Below are 17,002 nucleotides of genomic sequence, written 5' to 3' on the forward strand. Positions count from 1 at the left end.
TCGGAAGAGTTCCAGGTGATGCGGCACATGAACAACCTGGAAACGGTGAACACCTATGAAGGCACGCACGACGTCCACGCGCTGATCCTCGGCCGCGCCATCACCGGGTTGCAGGCGTTTTTCTGATCCGGGCGGGGCTCCGGGCGTCCCGGAGCCCTGCGACTGGACTCATGCGGCCTGCGGTGCTGCATTGCGCGGCTTTTTCCACAGCCGCATCAGCGGGCGCTCGATCACCAGATAAAGCACATATCCCGCCAGCACGCAGGCGATCGTCGCCGCCCAGACATAAAGCCACGGGCTGCTGCTGCCCGCATCCAGCCTTAGCCAGACGATCTTCACGATGGCGAGCGTGAACGGGTGCGACAGATACAGCGTGTAGGAACTGTCGCCGCCGAGCTTCGCGACGCCGCTGAGCGCGCCGCTCAGCTTCGCGGGCAGAAAGAAGATGAAGGCCGAGGCAAAGATCAGGCTGGGGAGGCCGAGCGCCAGGACACGGCTTGTCAGGGGGGACAACAGCGCATAGGCGGCAAAGGCTGCCGCAACACACAAGCCGAACAGCAGCAGGCTGGGGCGGTTGCCCCAGGCCAGGAAGGCACGCGCCAGCAACACACCGGCCAGGAACTCCAGAATGATCGGTCGGCCCCAGAACAGCACCGGCCCGCCCGAGACGGTCGTCCACACTACCACGAAGCCGAGGATCAGTGCCGCCAGCGCGGCGAAACCCAGCCTGCGCGGCAGGATCAGCGAGACGGCGAACAGCGCGTAAAAGAACATCTCGTAATTCAGCGTCCAGCCGAGAGCGAGGACCGGCGTGTACTCCCCGATCGCGTTCGGGAAGGGATAGAACAGGAAAGAGGCCAGCACCATCTCCGGGCTGGCATCGGGATTGTTCAGCTTCTCCGGCAGCAGCAGGATCGCGGCCAGCATCCCCAGCGTATACACCCAGTAGAGCGGCACGACCCGCTGAAACCGCTTCTTCAGGAACAGCGCCGGGCCACCCGGACGGCCATAGAGATGCGCGCTCGACAGCCACATCACGAAGCCGCTGATGATGAAGAAAATATCGACGCCGATGCCGAAATCGAAGCCGATGCGCGCAAAACCATCCACGCTTTGCCCCGCCTCGGCCATGGCGTGTTCGAACACCACCGCGCTCGCCGCGATGGCACGCAACAACTGCACACTGACCAGATGCGGCGTCGCACCCTGAGAACTGCCGGCCATGGCTCACCTTTACTCGTCACATTTCCGGGCCGGCCGCATGCGGAGGCGATGCGAGGACCGGCCGGGTCACCACTGAACTCGATGTCGCGGGCTTCTAGCAGCCGGGACCGGAATTGTTAAGCGCCGCGCAAGCCCTGCGCGGCGCGTCTCGGCCAGGCTCCGCCGAGGCGGGGCTGCGCCAGATCAGCTATTCGGTAACGGCAAAAGCCGCCTTACTTCAGATCCCGTCGCCCACGAAGGCTTTCTCGACCACGAATTCCTTGGGTTCGGAGTTCGCGCCCTCGCGCAGGCCGAACCCTTCCAGCACCGCCTTCACATCGACGTTGAAGGCCAGGCTGCCGCAGATCATCGCGCGGTCGTCTTCGGCGGTGATCTTCGGCAGACCGAGATCCGCGAAGACCTTGCCGGAGGTCAGGTTGTCGGTGATACGGCCCATGCGCGGCGAGTCCTCGCGCGTGGTGGTGGGGTAATACAGCAGCCGCTCGTGGAAATCCTCGCCATACATCTCGGCCAGCAGCGGATCCTCGCGCAGCTTCTCGACCAGTTCGCGGCCGTAATTCAGCTCGTCCGCGGTGCGGCAGGTATGCATCATGATGACCTGCTCGAACCGCTCATAGCTGTCGGGATCCCGCATCAGCGAGGCGAAGGGCGCAAGCCCTGTGCCGGTGGCGAGGAACCACAGCCGCTTGCCGGGCAGCAGCGCGTCGAGCACCAGCGTGCCGACGGGCTTCGGGCGCAGGATGATCTGATCGCCCTCCTTGATGTGCTGCAGCTTCGAGGTCAGCGGCCCGTCCGGCACCTTGATCGAGTAGAACTCCAGCTCGTCGTCCCAGTTCGGCGAGGCGATGGAGTAGGCGCGCAGGATCGGCTTGCCGTTATCGCCGGGCAGGCCGATCATCACGAATTCGCCCGAGCGGAAGCGCAGCGAGGCCGGGCGCGTCACGCGAAAGGAAAACAGCCGGTCGTTCCAGTGCTTCACCGCGGTCACGGTCTGTGCATCCGGCATGGTCGGCTTGTCGCGCTTGGGCGACGGGGTCTGCGTTGCGGGGGCGTCGGTCACGGGAATATCCAAACTCATCTGCAATCCTGCGCGTCTCTAGGCCATCGCGGCGGTTCATTGAAGTCCGGCGGCGTATCGACAAGGTCGCCGTCGGATCGATTCATCCCGTGATGTAGAACATTATTCGCGAATTTGGCAGGGGCGCGGCCGGGATAAGGAAAAACTCGCTGCGATGCGCCAGAAAGATGAAGTCTGTTCCAAACTCCCCCGATTGGCGGATCAGCCGGCCCACGCTGCGACGGGGATCAGGACTTATCGTCCACCACCGACAGGATGTCCGGGACGGCCGGGCAGGGCAGAAGCTGATTGAGCGCCACATCCGCCAAGGTTGCGTTGTGCAAAAACACGTAGACATGGGCAGACAGGCTTTGCCACAGCCGGTTGGTGAGCGTCTGCGCGCGCGACCCCGACACCCCGCCGGACGCCCCGGCCCCGACATGCAGCGCGCTGACGGTTTCATCCACGGCCGCCAGCACCTCCGACACCCTGATCTCGGCGGCAGGCCGCGCCAGCATATAGCCGCCGCCCGGTCCGCGCGCGGATTCGACAAGCCCGGCGCGGCGCAGCCGCACGAAGAGCTGTTCGAGATAGGGCAGCGAGATGTCCTGGCGCTCGGCTATATCCGCCAGCGAGGTCATCGCGCCCGGCTGTTGCAGCGCCAGATCGACAAGGGCGGTCATGCCGTAGCGGCCCTTGGTGGAAAGTTTCATTCTGCCGCTCCCTTCGCCATGCCCTGCCCGTCGCGCCGGGGCAAGCTGCCACTAAACATTGACGAGCGCGCGGAGCTTGGGCTAACTGCGCCCGTCCTGGCCGCCCTTGCGCAGGCCGGTCCCGGCCCACAACTTCGGGGTTCGGAAATAGATGCCGCCCCTGCCTGCGTCAAGAAACAGGTTTCGCAAAGGATCCCGATGCCCGAACTGATTTTTGCCGGACCCGATGGCCGCCTTGAGGGCCGCTATCACCCGCAGCCGATCCCGGACGCGCCGATTGCCATCATCCTGCATCCGCATCCGCAATTCGGCGGCACGATGAACAATCGCGTCGTCTACAATCTGCATTACGCCTTTCACAAGATCGGCTTCACGGTGATGCGGTTCAATTTCCGCGGGGTCGGGCGGTCGCAGGGCGAGTTCGATCAGGGTGTGGGCGAGCTGTCGGATGCCGCCGCGGCGCTCGACTACCTTCAGGCGATGAACCCGAACTCCAAGCATTGCTGGGTGGCGGGGTTCAGCTTCGGCGCCTGGATCGGGATGCAACTGCTGATGCGCCGGCCCGAGATCACCGGGTTCATCTCGGTCTCGCCGCCGGCGAACATGTATGACTTCAGCTTTCTGGCACCCTGTCCGGCCTCGGGTCTCATCATCAACGGCAGCGCCGACCGGGTCGCGCCGCCAAAGGACACCGAAACGCTGGTCGGCAAGCTGCGCGAGCAGAAGGGCATCACCATCAGCCACGAGGTCGTGGAGGGGGCGGATCACTTCTTCCGCGACGACGAGGAGCACATGGCCCCGATGATCGGATCGGTGCAGTCCTATGTCCGCCGCAGGCTGACAGAGAGCAGCCGCTGATCGCGCCATCCGGGACGGGCCGCCTGATCCGGCGCCGGTCCCACGCCGTCCTCACGCTCGGTTTCACGCCCATGTGTGCAGAGATTTTCGGAGCGCATTGAACCAGAGCGGCTTTCGCGCGTTTGCCTCGCGTGCCTGTCCGGTCGGGCCACATGCCTGCGACCGGCAATTTGAGGAAAGATGAGTACCATGCGTAACAAGATCACCCCCCTCGCGGCAGCGTTTGCTTTCATGGCTGTGCCCGCCTTCGCGCAGATCACGACCGACCAGGTCAACGAGTCGCTCGCCGGTCAGGGTTACACCGATGTCGTCATCACCGCCGAAGACGAAACCAGCATCTCGGCCTCGGCCGTCAGCGGTGAAGGCCAGTCGGTCAACATCGTTTATGACCGCATGAGCGGTGCCGTCCAGTCGGCCACCGCCGCGGACGGGTCGTCCAGCACCGGTGCCGAGGAAGGCGATACGGTGACGGGCAGCGAGGTCGCGACCGATGCCAACCCGGCCACCTCCGTGACCAACGAGGAAGCGGCGGCATCGCCGTCCGGCGCGGGCGCGGAAGCCGGATCCACCATCGCGGCCAGCGAAGAAGCGTCGGACAACGCCACGGCGACCTCGGTCTCCCCCGATGAGAGCGTGGCCACCAGTACGGGTGCCGAAGAAGGTGAAACCATCGTGGGCAGCGAAGAAGCCACCAACTGATCGCCACGATCATATACTGATTGCGAAGGAGGGCCATTGTGCCCTCCTTTTTCATGTGCGCCCGCATGGCTGGGTAGCGGGCCCGCACGCGCCCCCGCGGTTTACGCGGCGGAGATCGTGGCGTATCCATGATCGGAGAAGATCTGATCCCGGATTGCCATGATGTCGCTCGGAATTTTCCCGCTGGTTGTCTCTCTGCGGTCCGTGTCTGTGACCGCAATGCCAATGGTCCTTCCGGGAACTGACCGATGAGTCCCGAGGATCTTGCCGCGCGGATCGATTTCCTGGCCGAGGCGGACCGGCTGAAGTCGATAGAGCGCGCGAATGTGCTCATGGATCTCTCTCGCCGGGAAAACACAGCCGAGCATAGCTGGCATGTCGCGCTGTTCGCGATTGTCTTTGGTGCCTCCGACCGGGTGCTGGAGATGATCCTGCTGCACGATCTGGTGGAGATCGACGCGGGCGACCAGCCGATCTATCTCGATCACGATGCCGCATCGCTGGCCGCGGCGGAAACGGCGGCGGCGGACCGGATCTTCGGCCTGCTGCCCGATGGCGGAGCGGCGGCGGCGCTGTGGCGCGAGTTTGAAAGCGGCATCACCGCGGATGCGGCGTTTGCCAAGCGCATGGATCATGTCCAGCCCCTGTTCCAGGTGCTGATGGCGCCGGAGCCTTTGCGCGAGCATATCGGGATCGCCCGGCACATGATGCAGTCGGGCCGGGTCGCGCGGATGTCGCAGGAATGGCCCGAGGCGATGGCGGCGGCGCATGGCTGCCTGGACGGGCATAAGCCCGGGGGCGATCTCGGGCGTCGCCTGGCCTTCCTCGCCGAGGCTGACCGGCTGAAATCGGTGACACGCGCCAACACGCTGATCGACGGCAGCCGCCGCGAGAACAGCGCCGAGCACAGCTGGCATGTCGCGCTCTATGCCTGGGCGCTGTCGGCGCAGGCGGCGCCGGGCGTGGATGCCGGCCGGGCGATGCGGATGCTGATCCTGCATGATCTGGTCGAGATCGACGTGGGCGACGTGCCGCTGCACGCCGCGGGCGGGCAAGCGCATGGATCGCCGGAAATCGTCGCCGCCGAGGCCGCGGCGGCCCGGCGCATCTTCGGCCTTCTGCCAGAGGCGCAGGGCAAGGAATTCCTCGCGCTCTGGCAGGAATTCGAGGCGGCCGAGACTCCCGACGCGATCTATGCCAAGTCGCTCGACCGCACCCAGCCGCTCGTGCAGAACATCCGCAGCGGCGGGGCGGGCTGGCGGGAATATGACGTGAGTTTCGCCGATCTCGAGGCGCGGGTGGGCCGCAAGGTCACGCGCGGCCTGCCACGGGTCTGGGAGTTTCTGGCCCCGCAGGCGCGCCGCTTCTTCGCGTGATCCGGCATCCACCCGCCCGCACCGGGTCATGGTGCGGACGGGGGTTACCGTTCAACGCGACTGATAGGCGGTGACGGTCTCCTGTGCGATCTGCCGCAGAAATGCCGCGTCCTCGGACGGGATGCGGCCGAAGTAATCGTATTCGAGTGCTTCCGGCGTCTCGCCATACACCGTCGCGAAGACCACAGCCGAGGCCAGATAGGTGCCGGCAAGCGTCGGATGGCTGTTGTCGAAATCCTGCTGCAGCGCAAGGTCCGGGCGCTGACGCCTGGCTTCGGCAAAGGCCAGGCCGACCGGGATGACCTCCGCTCCGATCTCCGCGCCCATCTCGGTATAGAGCTGGTCGAGCCGGTCCGTGCCGTCCTCGCTGTATCGCTCATGCCCCTCGGCGTAGGCATGGGTCATGTAGAGCATCGTCTCCGCCCCGCTGTCGCGGATTTCCGCGTCCATCTCCCGCACGGCTGCGCGGAATCGCTCGGACCGGGTGTCGCTTTCGGCCGCAGCACTGTTGCCCTGCAGCACGACAATGTCGAACGCATCGTCATAGCCGATGGCACCGGGCGTCAGGTAATGCGCGATCGGATGCATGTCCAACGATCCGCCTGAAATGGTGACGGAGCGGTAGTCCAGATCGTCTTCGGGGATCTGCGTTCCCTCGATGGCCATGCGCCGCGTGTGATTGTGCAGGCTGTCATTGTAGTAGAAATAGCTGTTGCCGATGAACAGGATCTGTTGCGGTGCGGATGGCTGCGTCTCCTGCTGGCTCGCGGCGGTCTTGTCCGTTTCGGCGGGGGCGCTCTGCTGTGCCGCCGCTGGCAGGGCGAGCGCGATGATGGTGGCTGTGGCAAAGGCAATGTTCTGGCAATCACGTCCCATGATCCAACTCCTCCTCGGTGATCGGGATCGCCGCGCCCCGGCAATGTCGGAGGGGCGGGCAGGCGGGAACTATGGGCCGTGTGTCCGTCCCTGCGCAAGCCCGCCTTTAAGAGCTCTGCATACGACGGCATACCGCCTTTCTTTCCGTTGCGAGAGCCGCTATACCGCGCGCAACGCGAAATCCAATCGAGGGGATGCCCATGTCGAAGATCAAGGTAGAAAACCCTGTTGTCGAGCTCGACGGCGACGAGATGACCCGGATCATCTGGGACTTCATCAAGAAAAAGCTGATCCTGCCCTATCTCGACATCGACCTGAAATATTACGACCTGGGCATCGAGGAGCGCGACCGCACCGACGACCAGATCACGGTGGACGCGGCCAACGCGATCAAGGAATACGGCGTCGGCGTGAAATGCGCCACCATCACCCCCGACGAGGCCCGCGTCGAGGAATTCGGGCTGAAGAAGATGTGGCGCTCGCCCAACGGGACGATCCGCAACATCCTCGGCGGGGTGATCTTCCGCGAGCCGATCATCTGCAAGAACGTGCCGCGCCTGGTGCCGCACTGGACCAAGCCCATCGTGGTCGGGCGCCACGCCTTTGGCGACCAGTACCGTGCCACCGATTTCAAATTCCCCGGCAAGGGCAAGCTGACCATCAAGTTCGTCGGAGATGACGGCGAGACCATCGAGCATGAGGTGTTCCAGGCCCCCGGCTCTGGGGTCACCATGGCGATGTATAACCTGGACGACTCGATCCGCGATTTCGCCCGCGCCTCGATGAACTACGCGCTGCAGCGGAAATATCCGCTCTACCTGTCCACCAAGAACACGATCATGAAAGCCTATGACGGCCGCTTCAAGGATCTGTTCCAGGAAACCTTCGACGCCGAATTTGCCGAGGACTTTAAAAAGGCCGGTATTACCTATGAGCACCGTCTGATCGACGACATGGTGGCGTCTTCGCTGAAATGGAATGGTGGCTATGTCTGGGCCTGCAAGAACTATGACGGGGACGTGCAGTCCGACACCGTCGCGCAGGGTTTCGGCTCGCTCGGGCTGATGACCTCGGTCCTGATGACGCCGGATGGCAAGACGGTTGAGGCCGAGGCCGCGCATGGCACGGTGACGCGCCATTACCGCGAGCATCAGAAGGGCAACGAGACCTCGACCAACTCCATCGCCTCGATCTATGCGTGGAGCGGCGGGCTGAAGCACCGCGCGAAGCTCGATCAGAACGACGCGCTGCTGAATTTCGCCGAGACGCTGGAGCGTGTCACGGTGCGCGCGGTCGAGGACGGGTTCATGACCAAGGATCTGGCGCTGCTGGTGGGGCCGGATCAGAAATGGCTCTCGACCATGGGCTATCTCGAAAAGGTCGATGAGTATCTGAACAAGGCGCTGAGCTGAACCGCGCCTGAGAGACCGAAAGGCCGCGCAGTGCTGCGCGGCCTTTTTTCATTTCCGCAGCCCGTCTCAGGGCAGCGTTGCAAGCGCGTCGATCAATCTGCCGGCGTGATCCTGTGCCCACGCAATGGCCTGATCGGCGCCGTCATCCGCGTCGTTGGGTATGCGCGAGGGCGCCTGGACCTCGGCAATTCCGGCATCAAGGCTTGCCGTGCAGATGCTGTGCGCAATGCCGATGGCCGTCTCGGGGTGAAAGCACTGAACCGGGATGCCTCGCGGGCTCGTCACCTCGACATCGCGCAATTCGCCGATCACGCCCTCCAAAGCCTGCTTCTGGAGTGCACGGAGTTCCGCCGGATCGTCGCCGTGATCCGCGTATAGCGTGACCATCGTTTGCATGGCGAGGTCATCCTCATAGGTCGCGATGAAGGTTTCACGCGGACCCCTGGCGGTGATCTCCTTCAGCGTCCGCCCGTCGATGCTCTCTGGCAGAGCCTTTGCGAAGGGCGTGTCCTGCGGTGCCATCTCCTCCGGGCCATCTGCCGAAACCGGCGCGCCGGGCGGATCGGCCTGCGGCGCGGCGGGTGCGCTGAGCGCGGGCAAGGGATCATCGGCACCGCCGCCCTGCCGGTCGGGCGCGGCGTTGACGGAATCCGCGAGCATGCCTGCCAGCTCGCTGTCGCGTTCACGGATCTCGTCCGGCAGCGCATCGGCATCGGCATCCACCACCGCGCCGAGTTCCACAGTCAGGAAGCGTCCCCTGACCTCGGTGTAGCAGCTGATATAGCCCTGATCGCTTCGGCGATGCGTGAAACAGTCGAGCGCGAGACCGTCCGGGCTGGCATGATCGAATTCCATCACCGGCATGTCGCTGACATCTTCATAGGCGTTCCTGAGACCGGCGAAGCGCGGGGCAATGCCGCCCGCCGGCATCGGCGCCAACTCGACGCGGGCGTAGCGGGTATCCTCATCATTGCCGTAGATGGACTTGATGGTGCCCTCCGCCGGGTTGGTCTGGATCTGCTTTTGTGCCAGATCCTCGATCGTTGTCGGAAACCCCTTGGCGAAGGCGTTGGTCACAATCCCCTCGACTTCATTCGGGGCGCCATCCTGCGCGATGGCCGGGCAGGAATATGCGAAAATCACGACAGCCGCGGCGGTGGTGTATCTGAACATGCTCGCTCCACTCATAAACAGTCTTGAGATAATGCGGGGGTAACGGGGATGTTCCGGCAGTTCCTCGCCGGGCCAGGTGCGGGCGCGGAAAGTCGCCCGGCGCGACACGCATCGGTGCGCGTGCAATAAGGCAATTCGATAGATGCCGTTTCCATTGCCGATATTTATTTATCGATAACTCGCCGAAAAAGGGAGTTAATGCAATTAATGCGATTTAAGTTGACGTCGCGTTAACCTGACTAAACTGTTAATTTTGAGTTATCGCTTTTTCGCAATAATTTTCGTATCGTTTTGAAATGGACCATGGCGCCGGTCCAGAAATCAGGGCGCCCCGGTGGTCCTGGGGATCCAGGGAATCTGTCGGGGCGCCCGCCTTTTCACTCCGCAGCTCATCACCGTCGCGCGTGGCGCTTTCCAAGCGGCCGGAAATTCGCTATCGGCATCGCGAAGCCAGAGCGTTACGGAGTCCGCGCCATGAAAGCCGCCGTCATCACCTTTCCGGGTTCGAATTGCGACCGTGACCTGCGCGTGGCCTTCGAGCGGGCCGGGGCGGAGGTCGTCAAGCTGTGGCACAAGGACGAGGCGCTGCCCGATGGCACGGATCTTGTCGCCGTGCCGGGCGGGTTCTCCTATGGCGACTACCTGCGCTGCGGTGCGATTGCCGCGCAATCGCCGGTGGCGCATGCCATCCGGGCCCATGCGGCGCGCGGCGGCTATGTGCTGGGGATCTGCAATGGATTTCAGGTGCTGACCGAGCTGGGCCTTCTGCCCGGCGCGCTGATGCGCAATGCGGGGCTGACCTTCCTGTGCCGCCCGGCCAAGCTGGAGGTGGCGACGGCTGACAGCATCTTCACCGCGGGTTACGCGACAGGTCAGACGCTGAGCGTGCCGGTGGCCCATCACGACGGCAATTACCAGATCGATCCGGACGGTCTGCGCCGGCTCCAGGACGAGGACCGCGTGGCCTTCACCTATGCGCCGGCGATCAACGGATCGGTCTCCGACATCGCGGGCGTGCTGTCCGGGAACCGCCGCGTCCTCGGCATGATGCCGCACCCGGAACGTGCGGTCGATCCCGATCACGGCGGCACGGACGGGCAGGCGATGTTCGCGTCGCTGGCGGGCGCGTTGATCGGGGCCTGACGGCGCCGCTTGGCACGGGCTTCCGTCAGGAATAGATTGTCCGGAACGGCAATCGCAGCGGATAGCGGAATTTGGTCCTGACCCCGCAGGAAGACGACCGACCTTTGGGCTCGGATGAAGACGCGGCCACCAACCCCTGGGTGCTGCGCATGTCGCTGTTGTTGCTGCTGGCGTGCGCCGGGCTGCTGATCTGGGCGACGAATGACTGGCTGACGGAGCGGTTCTCGGAAAACGCGCGCAACCGGGCGGAATTGCGCGGGGCGCTCTATAGCGGGCAATTGCTGTCGGAACTGCAGCGCAACTCGGTCGTGCCGATGATGCTGGCGCGCGACCCGGCGATGATCTCGGCGCTCGCCTCGGATGACTTCGCGATCACATCGGCCCGGCTGATCTCGGCGCAGAAGGAGCTGGGTGTGGCCTCGATCCGGCTGCTGGATGCCTCGGGGCGCACGGTGGCCGCGACCGACCGGCAATTGCTGGGGACGAATTTCGTGTCCGCGCCCTATTTCGTGGATGCGATGCGGGCGCGTGACACGGTGTTCACCGTCGCCCCGAGCGAGGGCGGGCGTTTTGAGTTCGTCTATTCCCGCGCCATAGCGGACAGTTCCGGCACGCTCGGCGTCATCGTTGTCAGCAGCGATCTGACGCAGCTTGAACAGCGTTGGGCCGGGATCACCGATGCCGTGGCGGTGACGGATTCGACCGGGCTGGTCATCATGTCGACCGAAACCAAATGGCGGGGCCTGCCGCTGGAGGAGGCGCTGTCGCTGCGCCCGGTGCCCAACGCGATCGAGCGGGCATTCCAGGTCTCGGCCGACTGGACCAATATCGGCGGCGATGCCTATGTCGAGGGCAGGGCGGTCATGCAGACCGTCACCCGCGTGGAGTTCCGCGGCTGGCGGATGCACAACTTCACCACCTACGAGTCGATCCGCGAGCGGGTGAACGCGGTGCTCGCGCTGGAGGCGATGGTGTTCGCGGTGCTCGCCGCCGTCGTGTTCTACGTGCTGTCGCGCCAGGCGCAGCGCCGTTCGGTCGCCTATATGCGGGAATCCGCCGATTTGCGGGCCTTGAACGCCCGGCTGACACGAGAGATCGCGGCGCGCGAACGGGTGCAGCGCGAATTGCGCGTGGCCGAGCAGACCGTGCAGCAATCCTCCAAGCTGGCGGCCCTGGGTGAGATGTCGGCCGGGGTCAGCCACGAGCTGAACCAGCCGCTGGCGGCGATGAAGACCTATATCGCCGGTGCGCGGCTGCTTCTGGACCGGGGGCGCTCGGACGAGGCGCTCAGCTCCTTCCAGCGCATCGACGATCTGGTGGATCGCATGGGTGCGATCACCCGGCAACTGAAATCCTTTGCACGCAAGGGCGGCGAGGCCTTCGAGAAGGTGGATCTGCGCAGCGCCCTGTCCAACGCGCTGACCATGATGGAGCCGCAGTTGCGGACCCGGCCGGTGCGGATCGTGCGCAACCTGCCGCGGCGGCCGGTCATGGTCTATTGCGACCGCATCCGGCTGGAGCAGGTGCTCATCAATCTTCTGCGCAACGCTCTTGACGCGACGCGCGGGGTTCGCGATGCGCGCGTGGAGATCGGCATCGAAAGCGCGGCTCAAGCGGTTGTGACCGTGCGTGACAACGGGCCGGGGGTCAGCGATCTGGACAAGCTGTTCGAACCGTTCTTCACAACCAAGAAGCCCGGTGAGGGCACCGGGCTGGGGCTGGCGATCTCGTCGGGGATCGTGGCCGATTTCGGCGGCAGGCTGACGGCGCATAATTCCGAGGACGGTCCGGGGGCCGTCTTCGAGCTGTCCTTGCCGCTCTACGACCCCGATGGCGGGCAGGCGGAAAAGCCGCTTGCTGCAGAATAACCAGGAAAGGCGAATCATGAGTAAGACGCTGCGCATCGCCATCGTTGACGATGAACCCGACATGCGGGAATCTATCAGCCAGTGGCTGGTCCTGTCGGGGTTCAACACGGTGACCTACCCCTCGGCCGAGGACGCGCTGAAGGAAATCGGCGCGGACTGGCCCGGCGTGGTCATCACCGACATCCGCATGCCGGGCATGGACGGGATGGCGTTTCTGAAACGGCTGATGAGCCTCGATTCCGCGCTGCCGGTCATCATGATCACCGGCCATGGCGACGTGCCGATGGCCGTCGAGGCGATGCGGATGGGGGCCATGGATTTCATGGAGAAGCCGTTCAAGCCCGACCGGATGACGGAACTGGCCAAGAAGGCGACCCAGATGCGGCGCATGACGCTGGACAACCGCGCGCTGCGCCGCGACCTGTCAGAGGGTCAGCAGGTGATGTCGAAACTGGTCGGCCATTCCGCAGCGATGGAGCGGCTGCGCGAGGATATCCTCGATCTCGGCCAGGCTGACGGCCATGTGTTGATCGACGGCGAGACCGGCACCGGCAAGACGCTGGTGGCCCATGCGCTCCATGCGGTCGGCCCGCGCGCCTCGAAGAAATTCGTGCCCATCGCCTGTGCGGCCTTCGATCCCGAGAACCTGTCGCAGAAGCTGTTCGGCCCGCAGGAGGAAGGCATCCCCGCCATCGAGGAGGCCCGCGGCGGCACGCTGTGCCTGGAGGATATCGAGGCGCTGCCAGACGGGTTGCAGGCGCGCCTGCTGGGCTTCATCGCCGACCAGGGCAGCCCGGCCGAGACGCGGATCATCGCCATCTCAAATGCGCGCGGCGACGGCAAGAAACCCGAGGATCTGCTGCGCCCGGACCTGTTCTATCGCCTCTCCGCCCTGCAGATCACCGTGCCGCCGCTGCGTTCGCGCGGCGAGGATATCCTGGCGCTGTTCACCCGCATGACCGAGCAATTCGCTGATGAATATGGCTGCGAGCCGCCGCAGGTGAACGCGCAGGAGGCCGCGCAGCTTCTGCAGGCGCCCTGGCCGGGCAATGTCCGCCAGCTCATCAATGTGGCGGAACGCGCCGTCTTGCAGAACCGCCGCGGCTCGGGCTCGATCACCTCGCTTCTGATGACCGAGGGCGACGAGGATCAGGCCCAGGCGACCACCACAGAGGGCAAGCCGCTCAAGGAATATGTCGAAAGCTTCGAGAAGATGCTGATCGACAACACCATGCGGCGGCACAAGGGCTCCATCGCCGCGGTGATGGACGAGCTGTGCCTGCCGCGCCGGACATTGAACGAGAAAATGGCGAAATACGGGCTGCAGCGCGGCGATTACCTGTAGCGCGGGGTGGCCTTCGCGGGTGAATGTGGCGGCGGCGCGGCGCGGGTGTCAGCCCGCGCCGCACGCCGCTGGTAGTGAGATGGCGCGCAATTCCCCATTGAACTTCCTTGCCTCCCGACCTTATGTTCGGAACATGCGCGAACTCTCAACCTTCAGTTGAGAAGTCGCGCCAACAGTTTCGCAGCGGATGCTGGCCGAACGACGAACGGCCCATTTCGCCGAGAAAACCGCCTTGCCGCGCTGATGCGCAGAGGCTGACGATCATTGCTCCGTGACACTGTCCGGAGCCAAGAGGTAACAGACGCGATGCATCGCGCGCGAGATATTCGAGACATGCCGCTGCACAGCCAAGGCTGCGCAGGGCGAAGCGATATCCGCGCCGCCGCCGTGTCCCCATCATATCGCAGACCGCACCCGATCATGGCCGCGCGCCGGTCGGGATTCGTGCTGCGCGAAAGTTATATACATGGCAAAGAAAATGCTGATCGACGCGACGCATGCGGAAGAGACCCGCGTCGTCGTGGTGGACGGGACCAAGGTCGAGGAATTTGATTTCGAGACCGTCAACAAGCGGCAGCTTGCTGGCAATATCTATCTGGCGAAGGTGACGCGGGTCGAGCCCTCGCTTCAGGCTGCCTTCGTGGATTACGGCGGGAACCGGCATGGGTTCCTGGCCTTCGCGGAAATCCATCCCGATTATTACCAGATCCCCGCGGCCGACCGTCAGGCGCTGCTGGAGGAGGAGCGCGCCCATGCCGAGGCCGCCGCGGCCGAGGAGGCCGGCGAGAAGGACAAGCCCGCCAAGGGGCGCGGCAAGGGGTCCCGCCGCCGCTCTGCCAAGTCGAGCCGCGCCGCGAAGGCGGAGACCGGCGACGAGACCGTGGTGTCGGACGACATCCCCGGCATGGAACTGGTCGATCACAGCGATGATGACGAGGCGGATGCGGATGACCGCAACGCGGAGGGCCATGCGGGCGCTGACGATCGCGGCGACGACGCCGAGGACGCAACGGGCGAGGACAGGAGCGCACAGGACGCCGCCGACAAGGATGACAGCATCGAATCGGTCGCAGACGACGACGTGACCGAGGAGATCCGCGTCCCGAAAAAGCCGCGCCCGCGCCGCTACAAGATCCAGGAAGTCATCAAGGTCCGCCAGATCCTTCTGGTGCAGGTCGTCAAGGAAGAGCGCGGCAACAAGGGTGCGGCGCTGACCACCTATCTGTCGCTGGCCGGGCGCTATTGCGTGCTGATGCCCAACACCGCACGTGGCGGCGGGATCAGCCGCAAGATCACCAACGCCGCGGACCGCAAGAAGCTGAAGGACATCGCATCGGATCTTAAGGTGCCGCAGGGGGCCGGGCTCATCATCCGCACCGCGGGCAGCCAGCGGACCCGGACCGAGATCAAGCGGGATTACGAATATCTCATGCGCCTCTGGGAGCAGATCCGCGAGCTGACCTTCGCCTCGACCGCGCCCGCGCCGATCTATGAGGAAGGCGATCTGATCAAGCGCACGATCCGCGATCTCTACAGCCGCGAGATCGACGAGGTTCTGGTCGAGGGTGAGCGGGGCTATCGCACGGCCAAGGACTTCATGAAGATGATCATGCCGTCCCACGCCAAGAACGTGAAACATTACCACGACCCGATGCCGCTCTACGCGCGCTATCAGGTGGAAAGCTATCTCGGCGGGATGTTCAACCCGACCGTGCAGCTGAAATCCGGCGGCTATATCGTCATCGGCGTGACCGAGGCGCTTGTCGCCATCGACGTGAACTCGGGCCGGGCCACGAAAGAGGGCTCGATCGAGGATACGGCGACCAAGACCAACCTTGAAGCCGCCGACGAGATTGCCCGTCAGCTTCGCCTCCGCGACTTGGCCGGTCTGATCGTAATCGACTTCATCGACATGGATGAGCGCAAGAACAACACGGCCGTTGAAAAGCGGCTGAAGGACCGGCTGAAGACCGACCGCGCCCGGATCCAGGTCGGCAAGATCTCGGGCTTCGGCCTGATGGAGATGAGTCGTCAGCGCCTGCGGCCGGGGATGCTGGAATCGACCACCCAGCCCTGTGCGCATTGCCACGGCACCGGGCTGATCCGCTCGGATGACAGCCTGGCGCTGACCATCCTGCGCGCCATCGAGGAGGAGGGCACCCGCAAGCGCTCGCGCGAGGTGCTGGTGAAGGCACCCATTGCGGTGGCCAATTTCCTGATGAACGCCAAGCGCGAACATATCGCTCTGATCGAGGCGCGCTATGGCATGTCGGTCCGGGTGGAGGCCGATCCGTCGCTGATCTCGCCCGATTTCGCCATCGAGAAGTTCAAGAGCGCCACCCGCGCCCTGCCGGATGCGGCATCCGCCGTGGTCTCGGTGAATGCGCAGCTCATGGCGCAGATCGACGAGGACGAGCAGGAGGACGAGGCCGAGGAGCGCGACGAGGACAGCACATCCGACGCCGAGGCCGCTTCCGATCGCGGCGATGACCGGCCCGAGGATGACGGCGGCAACCGTTCCAAGCGCCGCAGGCGGCGTCGGCGGCGTGGCGGCAAGGATCGTGGCGACGGCAATGATGATGCGGCGGGCAGGGACGATCAGAACCAAGCGCCGGATGCGGTGGCAGCGTCGGAAGATGCCGCGTCTGCCGAGACGGCGGGCGAGGACGCGGTGGCGTCACCCTCGGATGATGCGCCAGCTGCGGAGGCCGAGCGCCCGAAATCCCGCAGCCGCTCGCGCAGCCGGTCGCGGCGCAAGCCGGAGGCCGAGGTGCAAGCGGCAGATGCGGGCGATGCGGGCGAGTCGGCCACGCCGGCCGCCGCGGCAAGCGTCGCGGCGAATGTCGTGGACCTGCGCGACCTGCCGGCGAAAGAGGTCGAGAGCGAGGCCGCTTCTCAAGACGCCGAGACGGATCAGGCGGCGCAGGAGGCAGACGACGCGCCCGGCTCCTCCCGCTCCCCTGCGTCGGAGCCAGCAGAGCAAGTCTCCGGGGATGCGGCGGCCGTCACGGCGGAAGACGCCGGAAACGCGCAGGTCGCGCCATCTGGCGATGATGCCGTCGCGGCGGATGAGGAGCAAACCGACGCGGCACAAGATGAGCCAGATGCGAAGGCCGCGCCCTCTGCCGTCCCCGAGGCGCAGCGCGAGACCCCGCCCCGGCCGAAGCGCCGCGGCTGGTGGAGCATCGGCTGACAGTGACAGGGCCCGCCGCATCGGCGGGCCCGTTCTCTTCCCGGCGCCGGTAAGCCGCTGTTCTT

General features: G+C 64.9%; 13 protein-coding genes and 1 pseudogene. 9 read left to right on the forward strand and 5 right to left on the reverse strand.

Annotated features, from left to right (window positions below; genetic code table 11):
• Positions 1 to 126, forward strand: a pseudogene (locus BLT73_RS17695) (acyl-CoA dehydrogenase); the annotation flags it as partial.
• 42 nt (positions 127 to 168) lie between these two features.
• Here the strand turns inward: BLT73_RS17695 and BLT73_RS15740 are convergent.
• From BLT73_RS15740 to iscR, 3 genes are all read right to left on the reverse strand, one after another.
• Positions 169 to 1,224, reverse strand: a complete 1,056-nt coding sequence (locus BLT73_RS15740; protein WP_090525402.1) for an acyltransferase family protein — start codon at positions 1,222 to 1,224, stop codon at positions 169 to 171.
• A gap of 217 nt (positions 1,225 to 1,441) precedes the next feature.
• Positions 1,442 to 2,302 (reverse strand): ferredoxin--NADP reductase, encoded by an 861-nt coding sequence (locus BLT73_RS15745; RefSeq protein WP_090525403.1) that lies wholly within the window; start codon positions 2,300 to 2,302, stop codon positions 1,442 to 1,444.
• Between the two features lie 227 nt (positions 2,303 to 2,529).
• Entirely contained in the window at positions 2,530 to 2,994 is a 465-nt protein-coding gene (gene iscR, locus BLT73_RS15750) for a Fe-S cluster assembly transcriptional regulator IscR (RefSeq protein ID WP_090525405.1), read from the reverse strand.
• Between the two features lie 198 nt (positions 2,995 to 3,192).
• Here iscR and BLT73_RS15755 point away from each other — a divergent pair, with 198 nt between their 5' ends.
• The 3 genes from BLT73_RS15755 to BLT73_RS15765 all read left to right on the forward strand — a co-directional run bounded on the left by BLT73_RS15755 (position 3,193) and on the right by BLT73_RS15765 (position 5,927).
• Positions 3,193 to 3,852, forward strand: a complete 660-nt coding sequence (locus tag BLT73_RS15755) for an alpha/beta hydrolase (RefSeq protein WP_090525407.1) — start codon at positions 3,193 to 3,195, stop codon at positions 3,850 to 3,852.
• A gap of 189 nt (positions 3,853 to 4,041) precedes the next feature.
• Positions 4,042 to 4,551: a hypothetical protein gene (locus BLT73_RS15760; protein WP_143025701.1), complete on the forward strand. Its 510-nt coding sequence runs from the start codon at positions 4,042 to 4,044 to the stop codon at positions 4,549 to 4,551.
• Between the two features lie 248 nt (positions 4,552 to 4,799).
• Entirely contained in the window at positions 4,800 to 5,927 is a 1,128-nt protein-coding gene (locus BLT73_RS15765) for an HD domain-containing protein (protein ID WP_090525411.1), read from the forward strand.
• Between the two features lie 51 nt (positions 5,928 to 5,978).
• Here BLT73_RS15765 and BLT73_RS15770 read toward each other — a convergent pair whose 3' ends face one another.
• Positions 5,979 to 6,803: an SGNH/GDSL hydrolase family protein gene (locus tag BLT73_RS15770; protein ID WP_090525413.1), complete on the reverse strand. Its 825-nt coding sequence runs from the start codon at positions 6,801 to 6,803 to the stop codon at positions 5,979 to 5,981.
• A gap of 200 nt (positions 6,804 to 7,003) precedes the next feature.
• Between BLT73_RS15770 and BLT73_RS15775 the strand changes: the two genes are divergently transcribed.
• Positions 7,004 to 8,215 carry an NADP-dependent isocitrate dehydrogenase gene (locus BLT73_RS15775; protein WP_090525415.1) on the forward strand — a complete coding sequence of 404 codons (1,212 nt, stop codon included), beginning with the start codon at positions 7,004 to 7,006 and terminating at the stop codon, positions 8,213 to 8,215.
• Between the two features lie 66 nt (positions 8,216 to 8,281).
• Here the strand turns inward: BLT73_RS15775 and BLT73_RS15780 are convergent, their stop codons facing one another.
• A complete protein-coding gene (locus BLT73_RS15780; RefSeq protein WP_090525417.1) occupies positions 8,282 to 9,388 on the reverse strand; it encodes a hypothetical protein in 1,107 nt (368 codons plus the stop codon).
• A gap of 474 nt (positions 9,389 to 9,862) precedes the next feature.
• Here BLT73_RS15780 and purQ point away from each other — a divergent pair, with 474 nt between their 5' ends.
• From purQ to BLT73_RS15800, 4 genes are all read left to right on the forward strand, one after another.
• The gene (gene purQ / locus BLT73_RS15785; RefSeq protein WP_090525419.1) at positions 9,863 to 10,531 is read left to right on the forward strand and encodes a phosphoribosylformylglycinamidine synthase subunit PurQ; all 669 of its coding nucleotides are present in this window, start codon (positions 9,863 to 9,865) and stop codon (positions 10,529 to 10,531) included.
• A 149-nt stretch (positions 10,532 to 10,680) separates the two neighbouring features.
• On the forward strand, positions 10,681 to 12,399 hold the full coding sequence (locus BLT73_RS15790; RefSeq protein ID WP_090525481.1) for a sensor histidine kinase: 1,719 nt from the start codon (positions 10,681 to 10,683) through the stop codon (positions 12,397 to 12,399).
• Positions 12,400 to 12,415: 16 nt separating this feature from the next.
• Entirely contained in the window at positions 12,416 to 13,744 is a 1,329-nt protein-coding gene (locus BLT73_RS15795) for a sigma-54-dependent transcriptional regulator (RefSeq protein WP_090525422.1), read from the forward strand.
• A 466-nt stretch (positions 13,745 to 14,210) separates the two neighbouring features.
• Positions 14,211 to 16,937, forward strand: a complete 2,727-nt coding sequence (locus tag BLT73_RS15800; protein WP_090525424.1) for an Rne/Rng family ribonuclease — start codon at positions 14,211 to 14,213, stop codon at positions 16,935 to 16,937.
• The last annotated feature ends 65 nt before the right edge of the window (positions 16,938 to 17,002 follow it).

Origin of the sequence: Paracoccus isoporae, from assembly GCF_900101865.1 — a bacterium.
Classification (GTDB): domain Bacteria; phylum Pseudomonadota; class Alphaproteobacteria; order Rhodobacterales; family Rhodobacteraceae; genus Paracoccus; species Paracoccus isoporae.